The sequence below is a fragment of the Vibrio sp. SCP2 genome (assembly GCF_059295395.1).
On the sequence record NZ_JCAFVV010000002.1, the window covers coordinates 100,485 to 118,738 of the forward strand.

Annotated in this window: 15 protein-coding genes; 9 read left to right on the forward strand and 6 right to left on the reverse strand. The window is 44.9% G+C overall.

Features of this window, described 5'->3' with window-relative positions; translation table 11 throughout:
• Positions 1-38 precede the first annotated feature (38 nt).
• Complete coding sequence (locus AC5O63_RS08445; RefSeq protein ID WP_494504645.1) at positions 39-1,340, forward strand: Hpt domain-containing protein; 1,302 nt, start codon at positions 39-41, stop codon at positions 1,338-1,340.
• 68 nt (positions 1,341-1,408) lie between these two features.
• Positions 1,409-2,557 carry a chemotaxis protein gene (locus tag AC5O63_RS08450; RefSeq protein ID WP_494504646.1) on the forward strand — a complete coding sequence of 383 codons (1,149 nt, stop codon included), beginning with the start codon at positions 1,409-1,411 and terminating at the stop codon, positions 2,555-2,557.
• A 55-nt stretch (positions 2,558-2,612) separates the two neighbouring features.
• Here AC5O63_RS08450 and nhaC read toward each other — a convergent pair whose 3' ends face one another.
• Entirely contained in the window at positions 2,613-4,049 is a 1,437-nt protein-coding gene (gene nhaC, locus AC5O63_RS08455) for a Na+/H+ antiporter NhaC (protein WP_239853216.1), read from the reverse strand.
• Positions 4,050-4,497: 448 nt separating this feature from the next.
• Here nhaC and asd point away from each other — a divergent pair, with 448 nt between their 5' ends.
• On the forward strand, positions 4,498-5,613 hold the full coding sequence (asd, locus tag AC5O63_RS08460; RefSeq protein WP_494504647.1) for an aspartate-semialdehyde dehydrogenase: 1,116 nt from the start codon (positions 4,498-4,500) through the stop codon (positions 5,611-5,613).
• A 71-nt stretch (positions 5,614-5,684) separates the two neighbouring features.
• Positions 5,685-6,095 carry a hypothetical protein gene (locus AC5O63_RS08465; RefSeq protein WP_494504648.1) on the forward strand — a complete coding sequence of 137 codons (411 nt, stop codon included), beginning with the start codon at positions 5,685-5,687 and terminating at the stop codon, positions 6,093-6,095.
• On the opposite strand, the gene AC5O63_RS08470 is transcribed toward AC5O63_RS08465, so the two are convergent.
• Positions 6,092-6,940, reverse strand: a complete 849-nt coding sequence (locus AC5O63_RS08470; RefSeq protein ID WP_494504649.1) for an ion transporter — start codon at positions 6,938-6,940, stop codon at positions 6,092-6,094. The genes AC5O63_RS08465 and AC5O63_RS08470 overlap by 4 nt on opposite strands.
• 49 nt (positions 6,941-6,989) lie before the next feature.
• Positions 6,990-7,628: a YchE family NAAT transporter gene (locus AC5O63_RS08475; protein ID WP_004748498.1), complete on the reverse strand. Its 639-nt coding sequence runs from the start codon at positions 7,626-7,628 to the stop codon at positions 6,990-6,992.
• 613 nt (positions 7,629-8,241) lie between these two features.
• On the opposite strand from AC5O63_RS08475, the gene adhE reads away from it, so the two are divergent.
• Positions 8,242-10,944: a bifunctional acetaldehyde-CoA/alcohol dehydrogenase gene (adhE, locus tag AC5O63_RS08480; protein WP_004748499.1), complete on the forward strand. Its 2,703-nt coding sequence runs from the start codon at positions 8,242-8,244 to the stop codon at positions 10,942-10,944.
• Positions 10,945-11,145: 201 nt separating this feature from the next.
• Positions 11,146-13,320: a CHASE3 domain-containing protein gene (locus AC5O63_RS08485; protein ID WP_494504650.1), complete on the forward strand. Its 2,175-nt coding sequence runs from the start codon at positions 11,146-11,148 to the stop codon at positions 13,318-13,320.
• Between the two features lie 492 nt (positions 13,321-13,812).
• Here AC5O63_RS08485 and minE read toward each other — a convergent pair whose 3' ends face one another.
• Genes minE through minC form a run of 3 tightly spaced genes read right to left on the reverse strand, consistent with a single transcriptional unit; the run spans position 13,813 to position 15,570 of the window.
• Positions 13,813-14,076, reverse strand: a complete 264-nt coding sequence (gene minE, locus AC5O63_RS08490; protein WP_171321054.1) for a cell division topological specificity factor MinE — start codon at positions 14,074-14,076, stop codon at positions 13,813-13,815.
• Positions 14,077-14,889: a septum site-determining protein MinD gene (gene minD, locus AC5O63_RS08495; protein ID WP_004748505.1), complete on the reverse strand. Its 813-nt coding sequence runs from the start codon at positions 14,887-14,889 to the stop codon at positions 14,077-14,079.
• An 18-nt stretch (positions 14,890-14,907) separates the two neighbouring features.
• Complete coding sequence (gene minC, locus AC5O63_RS08500) at positions 14,908-15,570, reverse strand: septum site-determining protein MinC (RefSeq protein WP_494504651.1); 663 nt, start codon at positions 15,568-15,570, stop codon at positions 14,908-14,910.
• Between the two features lie 161 nt (positions 15,571-15,731).
• Here minC and AC5O63_RS08505 point away from each other — a divergent pair, with 161 nt between their 5' ends.
• The 3 genes from AC5O63_RS08505 to AC5O63_RS08515 are packed head-to-tail and all read left to right on the forward strand — an operon-like array spanning position 15,732 to position 18,030.
• Positions 15,732-16,019 carry a YcgL domain-containing protein gene (locus AC5O63_RS08505; protein ID WP_486787631.1) on the forward strand — a complete coding sequence of 96 codons (288 nt, stop codon included), beginning with the start codon at positions 15,732-15,734 and terminating at the stop codon, positions 16,017-16,019.
• A 47-nt stretch (positions 16,020-16,066) separates the two neighbouring features.
• A complete protein-coding gene (locus tag AC5O63_RS08510) occupies positions 16,067-17,032 on the forward strand; it encodes a lytic murein transglycosylase (RefSeq protein ID WP_494504652.1) in 966 nt (321 codons plus the stop codon).
• Positions 17,033-17,088: 56 nt separating this feature from the next.
• The gene (locus tag AC5O63_RS08515; RefSeq protein WP_494504653.1) at positions 17,089-18,030 is read left to right on the forward strand and encodes a LysR family transcriptional regulator; all 942 of its coding nucleotides are present in this window, start codon (positions 17,089-17,091) and stop codon (positions 18,028-18,030) included.
• Positions 18,031-18,254: the final 224 nt, after the last annotated feature.

Below are 18,254 nucleotides of genomic sequence, written 5' to 3' on the forward strand. Positions count from 1 at the left end.
ATTCTTGTATTACTAGGGATTTATCTACAGGCAAGAGCATGGATGGGAAAGCGCTGAAAATTGGCTGGGTATTGTTAGCAATATGGGTTGTGAGTATCGCTGTTATCGCGAACAGTTACCGTTCAATAGAAGCTACTAAAGAACAGGTCTATGAACTAGGCACGAGCATCCAAGAATTGCGTGATGCTTTTTCTTTTGATTCGCCATATAGAGAAAACATGGCGGATTCTCAATCTCTTAACTTGCAGCTTATCTACGCCCTGCGTCTTCAGCTTGATGCCCACTATCAAAGCAGTTGGTTATTGCCAGACATTAACCGCTTATTGTTTACCACCGATCGCTTCATCGAGCAGTCTCAAGTTTATCTAGATAACAATCTTGATCTCCTGAGTTTGGTTGACCAGATTGGAACAATGCGCGAGCGTTATCAGGGGCAGAGTACAGAAGTGACCTACTTCCGCCTCAGTGCCAACGTGCTTGAAGCCGTGTTTGGTGATAGCGCTTCGAGTCCACAAGTTTATCGAGACCTCGATAATATATACTCTCAATCTAATCAATTATCGGCTAAAGAGCGCCAAGACCTACAACAGGTGCTAGCGCAACTCTCTAGCGTTCTCGGTGGTTACGCACAAGGTCGATATATTGTAGAGAAACTGCAAACTCACGATGTGCTGAATCAGATCAGTGTGCTACGTGGGGAGTTTGATCAACTGCTTATTCGACATGTTATTCTCGGGGTCTTACTGACCTTGGTTATTCTGGGCGGTTATTTATCACTCCTGCGTGCCAGTGAAACCAAACCAACTCGAATTCCAACTCTACAGGACGAAAAAGAGACAAAACCATCAACACCTGAACCTGAAGAAAGTGCAGCAAGTTCGTCACCAGTTGCCAACAGTGTCGTGACTGCACCGCAAGCGCCTATTGAGCCCGTTATCGAGAGTCCGAACGCTCAAGCGGAACCTATACCGCCAATATCGGAAGCGAACGAAAGTGAAATTGATTTCGACAAGATGCTTGAGTCGTTAAACAACGATATGGAATCGGTGTGTATGTTGCTTGAAGTCTTTATAGAAGATCACACCGGAGATGCGGATAAAATCGTTCAACTAGTTAACGAGTCCCCTGAAGAAGCACAACGAAAAGCCCATAGCTTAAAAGGGGTGGGGGGCAACCTAGGTGCCACTAAGTTACGCGAAGCGGCTGGTAAAGTTGAAGTTGCGCTCAAGGATACCAATAACGTTGACGCAAATAGTGTCGAAGAGCTTAAAATACGTCTCGATAGAGCGATTGAAGAAGCCAGAGTTTTCTTAAAAGAGCGCAATACTATCAATAGTTAACGGTTTTCTGACTTTTAAGGTATAGAATATCGCGCGTATTTTATGTCTATCTGAGGTTAAACATTCAAATGAGCCGTTTTGCAAAGGTTTGGCTTTTCACTGCTATCTTGTTAAGTGGTGGTTGTTCATTGCTTGAGGTTAAGCTTGACAGTCAAACGACGCCGCTAACTCAGCAAGAGCTGAACATGCGTTTGCTGACGCGTGAGTACACTCAACAGTTTTTTTCTCAAGTCGAACAAGCTGCTGACGCTATCTCTGCTAGCTATGATGCGCAGGATAAGTTGCACCAATCCTACGTTTTATTATGGAAAATAAATTCGGAAGAGGGTATCCAGCAATCGACTTACCAAGTCAATCCGACCGCAGCTTTGGTCGATGCTTGGGTGTTTACCGAGCAGATGAATCAGTTTTTCGCATCGGGTGCGGGTAAAGAGCTGTTTAGCACACCGCATGCGCAGCAGGTATCCAATCAGCTAACCGGTGAAATCGATAAACTGGCGAAATCATTGTTCAAAGGGACGCACTATAAATCGACGAAGCAGTTTGTGACGGATTTTGCTCGCGCTCACCCATTTGAAGATCTCTCTTTAATCCGTACTCCGGCCTATCGAGCTTGGTTACAAGCGCATGAAATTAGTGAAGATGAAGCGGTTTCAACCCTCGGGACTATGCCAGAAGCGCTAGGGGATGTATCTGATCGATTGAGTTTAGTCTCCGAGCAGACTCCTAAACTCATGACTTGGAAGGCGCAGCTTATCGCGATGAACAGTAGCGTTAGTGGTGAACAACTGACAGAAACGCTTAAGAGTATTCAGCTCACGTCTGAGTCGTTCCAAGATTTCGTTAACAACAACCCTCAGTATATGGAAGACCTTGCTCGTCAAATGTCGGTTCAACTTAAGCCGCTAGTGCAAGAGATTGACAATCGTACTGCAGATAGGTTGGAGCAATTAAGTTCTGAGCGTCAGGCGTTGGAGCAGATGGTCGCCCGTGAACGGGCTGAAATTGCTTTAATCATTAGTGCCGAAAGAGAAAAGTTTGCCCAAGATATTGATAAAGTTTCGCAAGACGTTGTTGCTCTTGCGATGGATAAGCTCGTGGTATTGATTAAGAGCACCATCATCTATTTTGTGTTGTTTATCGTTGCTATTTTCTTCGCGCCGTTAGGCTTAGGTTACCTGTTAGGTAAACGGAGCGCGGCCAAGAAGGTCGATTAGATAAGCAATAAAAAAGCGCCTCAGTTGAGGCGCTTTTGCTATTTGTTGAGTGGGTTTAAGCTGTTTGCTTAGCTAACTCTGTTTCTTCGTCAGCAACTTCTGCGGTCGCCGTCGGTTCACACTTATCAACAAACCAGCCCATGTAAGAAGTGATAATGGTGACGATGATACATACGAAGCTCAACCACATAAACGGCGCGTAAGAGAGGGTTGCGACACCAAGAATACTCGCCATGTAGATGCCGTTGTCACTCCAAGGCACCATACCTGAAGTCAGCGTGCCACCAAACTCTGCGTTACGTGACAGGTTCTTGCGTTTATAACCCAAACGGTCGTAGTTCTTAGCACAGATCTTAGGTGTTAGGATAAGAGATACGTACATCGCTGAGCCAAATACGTTACCCATAAATGCAGTACCAATGGTACTAGTTGCTAGAGAACCAGCGCTTTGAACGCGACGTTCAAACAGTTTAGCAATCGTTTCTAGTACACCGACTTTATCTAGTAGGCCGCCGAAACCTAAACCAAATACGATAACCGCCACTGAACCAAGCATTGATGACATGCCACCACGGTTAAGAATCGAATCTATGAAACCAACGCCAGATTCAATCTCAAAAGGTGCCCAAGCGGTATTGAATGCTTGTAGGAAGTCTACGTCTTGAATCATCACTGCCCAGATAATACCCAGCAGTGAGCCAAAGCTGATGACCGGGAAAGAAGGCATACGCATCGCGAGTAAACCAAGCACGATAACCACTGGCACAAAAGAGTATGGCGTAATGTAGAACTGTTGCTCCATCGCTTGGATAACAGATTGCACCTGAGACATATCAACATTACCCGCGTAGTGGAAGCCAAACGCAGTAAACATGATACCGGTAATAATGTAACTGATCAGGGCAACTGGCAGCATGCCTTTGATGTGCTCAACCACTTCAACGTTAGACATTGATGAAGCCAAGATAACTGAGTCAGACAGCGGAGACATCTTATCGCCAAAGTAACAGCCTGATAGCACTGCACCTGCGGTAATTGGAGCAGGAACACCAAGACCTTGACCGATACCCATCATCGCGATACCAGCAGTACCCGCAGCGCCCCATGATGTACCTGTCGCCAGAGCGGTTAGGGAACAGATGATCATCGTGGCTAAAAGGAAAATTGAAGGGTGGATAGCTTTCAGACCATAGTAGATGATGGTTGGAACAATACCACCTGAGATCCAGGTACCGACCAGAGCACCAACGGCAAGTAAAATGAGTACGGCACCTAGTCCGTTAGAAATTCCGTTCAGAGCTGCTTTTTCTAACTCTTTGTATTTGTGACCTAAACGGATACCTAAGACGATGATAATGAACCAGCCAATGTATAGAGCTAGCTGAATGGGTAAATCAAGTTTGGCGGTGAACGAAAACGCCATTAGCAAGAATAACCCAAGGGAGACAACAACCTGCATCAAGCTTGGCAGACGGGGAGTATGTTGTGTCATACGGAGCCTCTTAATTGTTTATTAGCAAATGTAAACAGTGGAACAATTCTGCTTACGAAGGAGTGTTAACCCCTTTTTAAGGACGTAGGGCACTCTACATTAGATAGAATAATATTTCGATAAATTGTCGCTTTCGTGTGAGTTGTGTCTGTTGATTAAATTATTGCTAGTTAAAAATGTGGTTAAACGTTAAATCTTATCGCGATAGTTGTTTCTAATTGTAAATATTGTGTGGCACGAACTTTTCGTTGTTGTTTTGTCTGTGGCGCGTTTTTGTGTAGGGAAATAACAAGTGGTGAAAAAGTCTACAAAACAAGGCTTCTGGTCGGCATTAACGAAATAAGAAATAAAAGTTACAGATTTGATGCAATTTTCTCTTGAGATTTTGCTGCGAAAATTGAATATTGAGCTATTCCCTTTTTAAAATTGAATACACGGAGAGTTGAGAATGAGAGTAGGTTTAGTCGGTTGGCGTGGCATGGTGGGTTCTGTGCTAATGCAGCGAATGGTTGAAGAGAAAGATTTTGACCTTATTGAGCCAGTTTTTTACAGCACATCTCAGATCGGTATTCCTGCACCTAACTTAGGTAAAGAGGCAGGCCTACTTCAAGATGCTTTCGATATTGAGAGCCTAAAACAGCTAGATGCAGTGATCACTTGTCAAGGTGGTAGCTACACGGAGAAAGTCTACCCAGCACTACGCCAAGCAGGTTGGAAAGGCTACTGGATTGATGCCGCATCAACTTTACGTATGGCGCAAGATTCGATTATTACGCTAGACCCTGTCAACCTAAGCCAGATCCAACAAGGTATCCACGGTGGTACAAATACCTTTGTTGGTGGTAACTGTACAGTGAGTTTGATGCTGATGGGTTTAGGTGGCCTATTTGAGAAAGGTCTGGTTGAGTGGACAAGCGCGATGACTTACCAAGCGGCTTCGGGTGCTGGTGCGCAAAACATGCGTGAGTTGATCTCGCAAATGGGTGTGATCAATGATTCCGTCAGCTCTGAGCTAGCTAATCCTTCAAGTTCAATTCTAGATATCGACAAGAAAGTCGCTGACACCATGCGTGGCGGCTCTTTCCCAACAGATAAGTTCGGTGTGCCACTAGCAGGCTCTTTGATCCCTTGGATTGATGTTAAGCGCGACAATGGTCAAAGCAAAGAAGAGTGGAAAGCAGGAGTTGAAGCGAACAAGATTCTTGGTTTCAGTGATGCACCAGTGCCAATTGATGGAACCTGTGTTCGTATTGGCGCGATGCGTTGTCACTCTCAAGCTCTGACTATCAAGCTGAAGCAAAATGTGCCTATGGACGAGATCGAAGAGATGATCGCAACGCACAACGACTGGGTTAAAGTGATCCCGAATGATCGCGATATCACAGCGCAAGAGCTAACGCCTGCGAAAGTAACAGGTACCTTGTCTATTCCTGTAGGTCGTCTACGTAAGATGGCAATGGGAGATGACTTCCTAAACGCGTTTACGGTTGGTGACCAACTGTTATGGGGTGCGGCTGAGCCGTTACGTCGAACGCTACGTATTATCTTAAGTGAAAAGGCTTAACTTCAATTAGATTTGCCTTTATCAATCAAGACCCTACTCTTTTAGTAGGGTCTTTTTTATTAAGGGAAACAATGAGTATCCTACGTATCTTTCTTACTGTCGTTGCGGCGATCGCAGCATGGTTCGTTACCCATATGTTGGTTGGCGAGTTAATCTCATGGGCCGCGATACTGTTCTGCCCAGAAGAGTTTGGCAGTGGTGGGGTTTGTTATGTCGGCTGGTGGACAGATGTCGTCTTCATCGTTGATGTAATCGGTGTTGGTCTGTCAGCATGTGCAACCATATTAGCGGCTGTGTGGGCTGCGAATAGTTATAGCCTAAGAGTGTCGAGGGTGACGTACTGCATTGGTATGCTACTGGCGAGCGGGCTTGTTATAAGCTCTTGGTTAAGTTGGCTTGCCGTATCGTCATGGTTTAGCGCGCTGATCTTCGGTTGGTTAACCGTCAGATACTTAGACCAGCGATACGCTATTCAAAACTAAGTTGACTTTTCAACAGGCACCACACGCAGAGCAGGGTCAGCTAATTCGCTACCACAGTGCTTACAGTGTAGGGCGTCACTATCATGTCCCGTTTGCATACAGTTCGGACATTTAACCAGTGTCTTGTGTGAGCTCATCTCTTGGTTTAGTTCAGCCGTAATAATACCAGTAGGTACCGCCAGTATTGAGTAACCCAACAGCATCGTCATCGAGGCGATGGCTTTACCCAGAGCGGTTTGAGGCACTAAATCACCATATCCGACCGTGGTAATGGTCACGATCGCCCAGTAGATGCTTTGTGGAATACTGGTAAAGCCGTTTTTTGGTCCTTCAATTACATAAATCAGTGCACCAAAAATAGTGACCAAAATGGCAACTGTGGTAAAGAAGATAAAAATCTTACGCTTTGCCATCAGCAGAGATCTGAGCAAGATATTCGAGTCTTGTAGATATCGTACCAATTTTAAGATGCGGAAGATGCGCATTATCCTCAACGCTCGGATCACACCCATAAACGAAGCCGCCGGGAAGAAGAAGGCTAAATAGGTGGGAAGAATTGCCAGTAAATCAATCACACCGTAAAAGCTTTTCGCATATGCGGCTGGCTTTGGAGAGCAGTAGAGTCTTAACAAGTACTCTAGTGTGAACAAAGCAGTAAAGGTGTACTCAACGTATCTAAGTTGTGTACCCCAGCTTGCTTTAATAGACGGAATGGACTCTAAGACCAGTACGATCAAAGAAGACAAAATCGCCACAATAAGCGCGAGATCAAATGCTCGCCCAGCTTTAGTGTGGGTACCAAAGATAATAACGTAAAGGTGATGCTTTAAAGAGTGTCTCGGCATGATAGAGCGATATTGATTTAGGTCGCTCTATCATACTCGATTAATTTGATTAGGCTAACCCTGGGAAGAGATTGCGTAGGCCGTTAGCAATAAACTCAATGCCTAGAGCGCCCAGAATAAGACCCATAATACGCGTGATGACGTTAATACCGGTTTGACCTAGGAAGCGCACGATAAGTGGTGCAGAGCGAAACAGCAGCCACGTGCATAGTGCGAACAGTACGATGGTGACTATGATTCCAACGGTATCAAACATACCTGGATAACGAGAGCCATAAACAATCGTTGAGCTGATTGCACCGGGGCCTGCCATAAGGGGCATCGCTAATGGCACAACACCAATCTGTTCGCGACTGACGTATTCCGACTTTTCTTGTTTGTTCTGTTTATCTTCACCGAGCTTACCACTCATCATCGAGAAGGCGATACTTAGCAGCAGCAACCCGCCTGCCACACGAAACGAGTCTAACGAGATGCTAAACATGTCGAGCAGCATTTGGCCTGCCATTAAAGAGACAACCAAAATAATAGCCACTGCTAAGTTGGCGGTCACTGCCGTTTTGTTTTTCTCTTCTTGAGTCATATGACCGGTTAAAGAAACGAACACAGGCATGATACCAACAGGGTTAACTGCTGCGACTAAGCCAAGAAAAAACTGCAAAAAGATTGCGATTTCGAACGTTTGCATTCGGTGTGCCTACACAAAATAAAAGAGGGAACGGATTACATGCGGAATATAGTCGAAAATCTAGCCGCGAACGAATGAAAAAAACTAAAGTTAAAACTATTTCATTACTGAGAAAATCTTATTATTGAAAAAAACGTAAACACTAATGACACACTTTGTTACGTAGAATGCAGGTGAAAGATTAAGCGGTTGACATAAACGTTAACATTCGCACATTTTCAATAAAAAATAAGTCCGATTATAGAGAGATAATTCGCTTTGGATATACTCTCAGTAGCACAAAGTTTATGGATTACATGTAAGTCTGTGGTCAAAAAATGAAACTTTTTTACAAAATATGGTCAGATTGCAAATTTAGTTGTTCAATTGATGTAAAATTGCTCAATGGTATTGTGTGATTTAAGTCTATGATTTTTATTGATTTAAAAAGAAATTTGAGATTTGTGTACCACTAAGTGGGTAAATAGTTTTTCAGAACTGATCTGGGTCAATTTTTTTCACAACCTGAAATAATATACTCAGTCCTGAAAGCGATTTACTAAGAACTCTGTTCTGACAATCACAGTGGCCTTACTAAAAAGTTTTTAATATTTATCAATTTAGGAGATTCACTATGCCTGTAACTAATATGGCTGAACTAGATGCAATGGTTGCTCGCGTTAAAGCGGCACAAGCAGAGTTTGCAACTTTCTCTCAAGAGAAAGTAGACGCAATCTTCCGTGCAGCATCTTTAGCAGCTAACCACGCTCGTATCCCGCTAGCACAACAAGCGGTTGAAGAGTCTGGCATGGGTATTGTTGAAGACAAGGTTATCAAAAACCACTTCGCGTCAGAGTTCATCTACAACAAATACAAAGATGAAAAAACTTGTGGCATCTTAGAAGAAGACGACAACCTAGGTACAATGACTATCGCAGAACCTGTAGGTATCATCTGTGGTATCGTACCAACAACTAACCCAACATCTACTGCAATTTTCAAATCTCTAATCTCTCTTAAAACTCGTAACGGCATCATCTTCTCGCCACACCCACGTGCGAAAAACTCAACGAACGATGCAGCGAAACTGGTTCTAGACGCAGCAGTAGCAGCGGGTGCTCCAAAAGACATCATCGGTTGGATTGACCAACCATCTGTAGAGCTTTCTAACGGCCTAATGAAGCACGATGACATTGCGCTTATCCTTGCAACTGGTGGTCCAGGCATGGTTAAAGCTGCATACTCTTCTGGTAAGCCAGCAATCGGTGTAGGTGCGGGTAACGTTCCTGTTGTTATCGATGAAACGGCTGACGTTAAGCGTGCAGTGGCTTCTATCCTAATGTCTAAGACGTTCGATAACGGCGTAGTATGTGCTTCTGAGCAGGCAGCAATCGTAGTTGACGAAGTATACGACGAAGTGAAAGAGCGTTTCGCAACTCACAAAGCGGTTGTTCTTAGCAAAGCTGACGCAGACAAAGTACGTAAAGTACTTCTTATCGACGGTGCACTTAACGCTAAAATCGTTGGTCAACCAGCAGCAGCTATCGCTGAGCTAGCAGGCGTTAAAGTCCCTGCTGACACTAAAGTTCTTGTTGGTGAAGGTCTTGGTAAGGTTTCTTACGACGACGCATTCGCTCACGAGAAACTATCTCCAACGTTAGGTCTATTCCGCGCTGACGATTTTGAAGACGCAGTTGCTCAAGCGGTAACTATGGTTGAAATCGGCGGTATCGGTCACACATCTGGCCTATACACAAACCAAGACACAAACGCAGACCGCATCCGTTACTTCGGTGACAAGCTAAAAACTGCACGTATTCTTGTAAACATCCCAACTACTCACGGTGGTATCGGTGACCTTTACAACTTCAACGTTGCACCTTCTCTAACTCTAGGTTGTGGTTCATGGGGTGGTAACTCTATCTCTGAGAACGTAGGTCCTAAGCACCTTATCAACAAGAAAACTGTAGCGAAGCGAGCTGAAAACATGTTGTGGCACAAACTACCTAAGTCTATCTACTTCCGTCGTGGTAGCCTTCCAATCGCTCTTGGCGACCTAGAAGGTAAGAAACGCGCATTCCTAGTTACTGACCGTTTCCTATTCAACAACGGTTACGCTGATGAAGTAGTGAAGCTACTGAAAGCTCAAGGCATCGAAGTTCAAGTATTCTTCGACGTAGAAGCGGATCCAACTCTATCTGTTGTTGAGAAAGGTGCTGAAGCAATGAAGAGCTTCCAGCCAGACGTTATCCTAGCGCTAGGTGGCGGTTCTCCAATGGATGCGGCTAAGATCATGTGGGTAATGTACGAGCACCCAGAAACGCACTTCGCTGAACTAGCAATGCGCTTCATGGATATCCGTAAGCGTATCTACAAGTTCCCTAAAATGGGTAAAAAAGCTGAGCTTGTTTGTATCACTACAACTTCAGGTACGGGTTCAGAAGTTACTCCATTCGCTGTTGTTACCGACGACAAGACTGGTGCTAAGTACCCACTAGCTGACTACGAAATCACGCCAAACATGGCTATCGTAGATGCGAACCTAGTAATGAACATGCCTAAGTCTCTAACAGCGTTCGGCGGTTACGATGCAGTAACTCACGCTCTAGAAGCTTACGTATCTGTTCTAGCGAACGAATACTCAGATGGTCAAGCTCTACAAGCGCTTAAGATGCTTAAAGAGTACCTACCATCAAGCTACGCGAACGGTGCAAACGACCCAATCGCTCGTGAAAAAGTACACAACGCAGCAACTATCGCTGGTGTGGCATTTGCGAACGCATTCCTAGGTGTTTGTCACTCTATGGCTCACAAGATTGGTGCTGAGTTCCACCTACCACACGGTCTGGCAAACGCACTACTAATCTCTAACGTTGTTCGTTACAACGCGAATGACAACCCAACTAAGCAGACTGCGTTCTCTCAATACGACCGCCCACAAGCACGTCGTCGTTACGCTGAAGTTGCTGACCACCTAGGCCTAAGCCAAGCAGGTGACCGTACTGCTCAGAAGATTGAACGTCTACTAGCATGGTTGGATGAGCTTAAAGGTAACCTAGACATTCCAATGTCTATCCAAGCGGCGGGTGTCTCTGAAGCTGATTTCGTAGCGAAACTAGACGAGCTAGCTGTTGAAGCGTTCGATGACCAGTGTACAGGTGCTAACCCACGTTACCCTCTAATCACTGAGCTGAAAGAAGTTCTACTTGCTTCTTACTACGGTAAAGCGTTCGTTGAAGGTGAAACTTTCGAAGGTACTACAGTTATCAAGAAGAAAGCAGACCAAGAAGCAGCGAAAGCAGCACCAAAAGCTAAGAAAGCAAAAGCTGAAGCATAATAAGTAAGATTCAGCATGAGATAAGTTTTCGCTAGCACGACACTTATCTATCGGGAAAAGACCAAAGCCCCAGTCGAAAGACTGGGGCTTTTTTCGTCTACTTGGTTAGGGTTAATTGTTCGATAAACTTTTCATTTATGTCTATACCTATAGTTAAGTAACGCTCCATATGGAAGAAGATTACTCGTCAAGGATAGAACCATGAATTTTAATAATATTCCCTTAAGGTTCAAAATCGCGCTAGGTACAGGGGCTCCGCTCATTCTCCTCGTGTTTTTGGCCTTTGTTGCAATCACAAGTTCACGTTCCCAGGTCCAAACTAATGCCATGGTTGACCATACTCACAATGTTATTCAGCAGGCGATGAGGATTGAAGCGGCTGCTGTGGATATGGAAACAGGTATGCGTGGGTTTCTTCTCGCAGGTAAGGAGGATTTTTTAGGTCCTTACCTAAATGGTCAACAGAGATTCACCAAGCTGGTGGCTGAGCTTAAGAGCACGGTTAATGACAATCCAGTTCAGGTTCAGCGTTTAGAAGATATTGAACAAACGATCAATGATTGGCGAGTCAATGTCACTGAACCTATCATCGAACTTAGGCGTGAGATTGGGCACGCTAAAACCATGGATGATGTGTCAGACCTCGTCGGTGAAGCGCGAGGAAAAGTCTATTTCGATAAGTTTCGCGGACAAATTGCTTTGTTTACGGAGCGCGAGGCTCAGCTCTTAGAGCAGCGACAAAAAACCAATAAAGATAAGTTTGATAACAGTGTTTTCTCCCTTGTCACCTTGAATGAGCAAGGTTATTTAGAAAAGTCAGAAACAGAGGAGCTGCTTAGCTCGTTTTCTCAACTCAGTGAATCAACAGATTGGGTCAACCATACGTATAAAGTGATGGCTTCTGCGCAAGACGTTCTTGCGGCCGCTGTTGATATGGAAACCGGGATGCGCGGTTATCTTCTTGCGGGCAGAGAAGACTTTCTCGACCCGTATAACCAAGGCAGTGGAAAGTTTAAGCAATTGATATTTAAACTTAAACAAACGGTCAGCGATAACCCTCAGCAAGTTAAGCTGTTAGAAGAGATGAACGATACCATCAGTGAATGGCAAGCTGAGGTTGTTACCCCCATCATCAATTTGAGACGAGAGATTGGTGACGCCAAAACGATGAATGATATGGCAAAGCTTGTCGGTGAAGCGCGAGGCAAGGTCTATTTCGATCAATTTCGTAGCCAAATTGCTGAGTTTGTTGCAATGGAAGATGGCTTGATGGATGAGCGTCAAGCGGCGGCCGAGTCGGCTGCAAAAACAACAGAAACGACTTTAATGCTGGGTACGCTGATAGCGATTGGTTTAGGTTCTGTAATTGCTTGGGTGGTGCTTAAAGCGATAACTGTCCCGGTTAGACAAGTTGCTACGGGTCTTGAGCGTTTAGCCGAGGGGGATCTAACCAATACTATCGATATCGATTCTAAAGATGAATTAGGGGCGATGGCCGCTAGCTACAATCAGGCTGTGAAAAAAACCAATGGGGCGATTCTCGAAGTATTGCGTACTACGGACGAGGTAGTTGACGGCACAATGTCGATCACACAAGCCAATACCAACATGTCACATGAGTTAGGAGTTCAATCTGAGAAGATTGCTCAGATTTCATCTTCGATTGAACAGATGAGCCACAGCATTCAAGAGGTAGCGACCAAATCTTCAGAAGCCACGGCAAATGCACAAGCTGCAGGTGTTACTGCTAATTCAGGTGGTGAAGTTGTTCAAAATACCATTGAGGGAATGAACGCCATCAATGAGGCTGTAACAGCCTCTTCAAATAGCGTTGCAGAACTAGGAAAACGCGGTTCTGAAATTGGCGAAATTATCAGCGTGATTAATGAAATTGCTGAGCAAACGAATTTGTTGGCACTTAATGCGGCCATAGAAGCTGCTCGCGCAGGTGAAGCTGGGCGAGGATTTGCTGTCGTTGCGGATGAAGTTCGTGCCTTGGCAGATAGAACCACATCAGCAACGCAAGAGATCGGACAATCTATAGAAGCGATTCAAAATGAAACCTCACTTGCGGTTGAGCGAATGGAAGTAGGGGCAACACAAGTCAACGAAGGACTAGAGTTAGTCAAAAAGGCCGGGGTCAGTCTTGATGAAATCGTCGAAGGCGCGCAAACCGTAGCTAATATGATCGATAGCATTGCGGCGGCTGCCGAAGAGCAATCAGTAGCCAGTGGCGAAGTCTCTAAGAACGTTGAAAGCGTCTCTGAGGTGTCTGTTGTTGCCAATGAACAAGCGAACTTGGCCGCGAGCTCAGCTCAAACTCTAGAGCAGAAGGCTGAGTCTTTGAAACGTCTTGTTAATCAATTCAAGGTGTAAGGTAGGGAACGGACTTCGTCCTCGGGATTTTGGAACGGGCTGCGCCCTACAGAACGCTTTGCTCCTAGATTCGGGATCGGGCTTCGCCCTGCTAGAAAACGAGTGTTGAATCTACAAATAGCTATCCAGATTAGCGTTATCCAATAGACTGACTAATGAAATAACAGGGAGTCTCTTTGAGTATTCGACTTGCTTCAAGAGATCCCCCAAATCGCTTGTACCTCGCTCTTGAGGACGATAAAATGATTTAATGAACAAGAGTTGTCATTTGGTTCTAACCCTGCACACTTTCTCCAGTTCTCCAGTTCTCCAGTTCTCCAGTTCTCCAGTTCTCCAGTTCTCCATAGGACGAAGTCCGTTCCCGCATCCTGCATCCCGCATCCATAAACGAAGCGTTCACAAATAAAAAGGGTTGATGCTCTCACATCAACCCTCGAAACTTCTCTAGCTCTCTAGCTCTCTAGCTCTCTAGCTCTCTAGCTCTCTAGCTCTCTAGCTCTCGTCTTCTGGTAACTTAACGTTCAGCTCTAGTACCGAGATATCGTCATCTTTGTGCTCGAATGACAAATCAACCATAGAAGGGTCGATAGCCACGTACTTACTGATCACCTTAAGAATATCTTCTTTTAGCTGTGGCAAGTACGAGGGTGCTGGATCACCTTGGCTACGGCGCTCGGCAACAATAATTTGTAGACGCTCTTTGGCTAAATTTGCAGAGCTTTTTTTCTGGGGACGGAAAAACTCAAGTAATGACATTTAGCCTCCGAATAGTCGTTTAAAGATTCCTTTCTTCTGTTCAGTCAGGAAGCGGAAATCCACTTGCTGACCTAGCAGGCGCTCAACGGTGTCGTTGTATGCCATACCTGCGTCAGACTGCTCGTCAAAAATGACTGGCACGCCTTTGTTCGAAGCATTCAGTACCGCTTGGCTCTCAGGGATAACACCCAGTAGAGAGATATGTAGAATCTCTTCAACGTCTTCGACGCTTAGCATCTCACCTTGGTTCACTCGCGCTGGGTTGTAGCGCGTTAGCAGTAGGTGCTGCTTCACTGGTTCTAAACCTTCTTCTGCTCGGCGAGACTTAGAGTCTAAGATGCCCAGAATGCGGTCAGAGTCGCGTACAGAAGAAACTTCAGGGTTAGTGGTAACTATCGCTTCATCTGCAAAGTATAGCGCCATTAATGCACCTTGCTCGATGCCTGCTGGAGAATCGCAGATAATAAAGTCAAAGCCCATTTCGTCTAATTCATCTAAGATGCGACGAACGCCTTCTTTCGTCAGTGCATCTTTATCGCGAGTTTGAGAGGCAGGGAGAATGAATAGGTTCTCTGTGCGCTTGTCTTTGATCATCGCTTGGTTCAATGTCGCTTCGCCGTTGATTACGTTGACGAAGTCGTAAACCACGCGGCGTTCACAGCCCATGATAAGATCGAGGTTACGCAGGCCAATATCGAAATCGATAACTGCCGTTTTTTTTCCTTTTACAGCAAGGCCTGAAGCGATTGCGGCGCTTGAAGTGGTTTTACCCACACCACCTTTACCTGAAGTGACAACAATAACGCGTGCCATTATGTGTTCCTTATAAGATTAAATCGTTAACAACTCGAACTTTAGCGAGTCGTCTTGCAAACTGAACATAACTTTTTGCTGCCAGAACTCGTCGGCGAACTGCTCGGTGAGCCAGTAGTGTCCTGCGATCGACATAAGTTCGGCATTGAGCTTATTGCAGATGATGACTGCGCCAGTGTTTCCACTCGCCCCCGCTATAGCGCGGCCGCGTAGAGTACCGTGGATATGAATAGAACCATCTGCAATTACCTCAGCTCCCTCGCTAACATGATTGAGTACCACAAGATCGCTGTCCTTGGCATATATTTGTTGCCCAGAACGCACCGGCGTACGGATAATCTTGGTTGGTGCCATCTTTGCAGGAGCTTGAGCTGGCGACTTGCTCGCAGACATAACGGCAAACTTAGCTTCAGAGGCTAAATTCTGTGTGCGCTTGTCTTTGCAGCCTGTGACGCCTACGGGAATCATACCTGCTTGGGAAATACCTTCTTTCAGTCTCACAAAGTCAATATCACCATCGACTTTTGAAATATTAATGACAACGGGCGCATGAGCAAAAAATGCCGGAGCCTGCTCTACCTTTTCTTGTAAGAAATGAATAGTTTTATCAACATTGTTGTCAGAAAGGTGCAAAACTGACAAAGTAAAGCTGCTGCCTTTTAGGTCTGGGGTCTGTGACATCTTTTACTTACAACCTCTTAAGGGCGTTGCCTGAGACTAGGGGTGTCATGTTATATTCCCAGAATAAGCACAGCAAGTTATCTTGCGCTCAATTGAGTGTTTTGCTTTAAAAAATAGCGAAACATTGACGTTCAATGAAATAAATGGATAAAAGGCTTCCAATGCTTTGTGCAATTTACAAAAGTTCTAAAAAAGAAGGCGCTTACCTATATATCCCGAAAAAGGATGATTTTTCACAAGTTCCTGACACTTTAATGCAGATGTTTGGCAAACCTATTATGGTTATGGTGGTCAAACTGGAAGGGCGCACACTGGCACAAGTTGATGTCGAGAAAGTAAAACAGTCTTTAATAGATGATGGCTTTTTCTTGCAGTTGCCACCGCCACCAAAAAACCTACTCGATGAATATAAAGAGCAAAAACAAGCTCGTCAGCAATCTGAAGATTAAATAAACAATATTGGGATTGTTGGTTTCTATTGCTCAAGGAGGGCAATGTGAAAAAACTACTGTCAGTCGTTCTAGGATTAACACTCTCTACCTCTGTATATGCGAATGAGGTCAGTTTTGAGCAATATGTTGAAGGCTTAAAACAAGAAGCTCGAACCAATGGTATTTCGGAGCAAATTATCGATCAGGCTTTTGACAATGTGACTCATAAGCCTCGTGCTGTAAAAGCGGATAAGAACCAACCGGAAAAGAAATTAACACTGGATGAGTACATTCCTCGTGCAGTTCCAGATTGGAAGGTAAAACAAGCGAAAGCGCTATACAAAGAGCACTACGCTGAGTTAAGCCGAATTGGCGAAGAATACGGTGTACAGCCACGTTTTATTGTTGCGCTTTGGGGTGTCGAAAGTAACTTCGGTAAGTTCACAGGTAACTACCCAGTGATCGATGCACTATCGACGCTCGCCTACGATGGTCGCCGAGAAGCCTTCTTCCGAAAAGAAACCATGGCCGCACTGCAAATCTTGCAAGAAGGACATATTTCAGTCAGCGACTTTAAAGGCTCTTGGGCTGGGGCGATGGGGCAATGTCAGTTTATGCCAAGCTCTTTCCTTTCTTATGCTGCTGACGGAAGCGGTGATGGTAAGAAAGATATTTGGAATACAGAAGCGGATGTGTTCGCGTCAGCCGCCAATTATCTGAGTCAATCTGGTTGGAATGACAAGTTCACTTGGGGGCGTCAGGTTAAGCTACCGCAAGGTTTCGACATGGACCTAGAAGGCCGTGTTGAAGGTAAAGAGAAAACCCTAGCGGAGTGGAATCAACTTGGCATCACGCGCTACGATGGTAGTTCATTGCCACAAGTGGATGTGGATGCATGGTTGACCGCGCCAGACAATGCCAACGGGCGAGTCTATCTGGTTTACAACAACTACAATGTACTGATGAAGTGGAATCGCTCTTACTACTTCGCTTTAGCTGTCAGTCATCTCGCTGATAGAATTACGTTGTAGACAAACAATTTAAAACAAAAGGAGCTCGATGAGCTCCTTTTTCTTTTGGAGATCCTGTGCTTTCAGAACGTGCTGCGCAAATGGTAGTGTTTGCCGCTTTGCTCAAACATAAGAATTTTACCTTGGCTGCTAAAAGCTTAGGTGTCTCGGTATCCCATGTGAGTAAGCAATTGGCTCAGCTTGAATCATCGCTGGGTGTAAAGCTTGTACAACGAACGACGCGCAGCTTTACGCCAACCGAGGCTGGGCAAAAATTTTATGAACATTGTGCTCAGTTGGTTTCGATAGTGGGTGAGGCTCAGCTAGAGGTTGAAAGCCAGCGTGATGAGGTAGCAGGGCTAGTGAAAATTGGTTTGTCGCAATCTTTTGGTACTTTGCACATCATTCCTGCAATTGATGAACTGCGCCAGCAATATCCCAATCTTCAGGTTGAAGTGCATTTATTCGACTACAAGGTAGATATGCTAGAAGAAGGGTTGGATCTGTGGATTACCAACAATGAACATCTTCCAGAAGGCTATGTGGCTCAGCGCTTAGCGGACTCACAGTTTGTTGTGGCAGCCTCTCCTGATTATTTAGTTAAGCATCAAACCCCAAGTCACCCAAGTGAACTGACGGAACATAATTGCCTGATTTATCGAAGCTGGGAAAGGGATTATACACGATGGTCATTTAGCAGCCCTCAAGAACAGTTGAGTATTAAAGTCTCTGGGAATTATTCGGTCGACTTAGCAGAAGCGGTACGTGATGCCGCGGTTGCAGGGTGGGGCATTGCCTATCTAGCGACTTATCTTATCGGCGATGAGTTTAAAACCGGGCAACTTATCCAGCTGTTTCCCGATTGGAACGCTTCGCAAAGCATGCCATTTTACGCAGTCTATCCAAGTCGTCGTTTCTTACCTAAGAAGACGGTAGCCGTGATCGATTTTATAAAGCAGAAAATTGGCAACCCTTGCCATTGGGATAAGAAACTAGCGCCCTATATTCAAAGACCCTGACAGCGGCATCTTGGTAAGATTAATTTTTCGTACTCCATAAACATCATTTCCATTTGGAAAAGATAGTCATAAGCAAACGTTTATATGTTTAATTATCAATGATTTATTTGTGTGGTGGTTTTTTAAGCTATGCAGAATACATCCAGTTAACAACTGTGACTTGCATCTCATTTTTAGATGACTAGACTCCGACGCCATTCTTGTTCCCCCTTCTGTCGGATTCA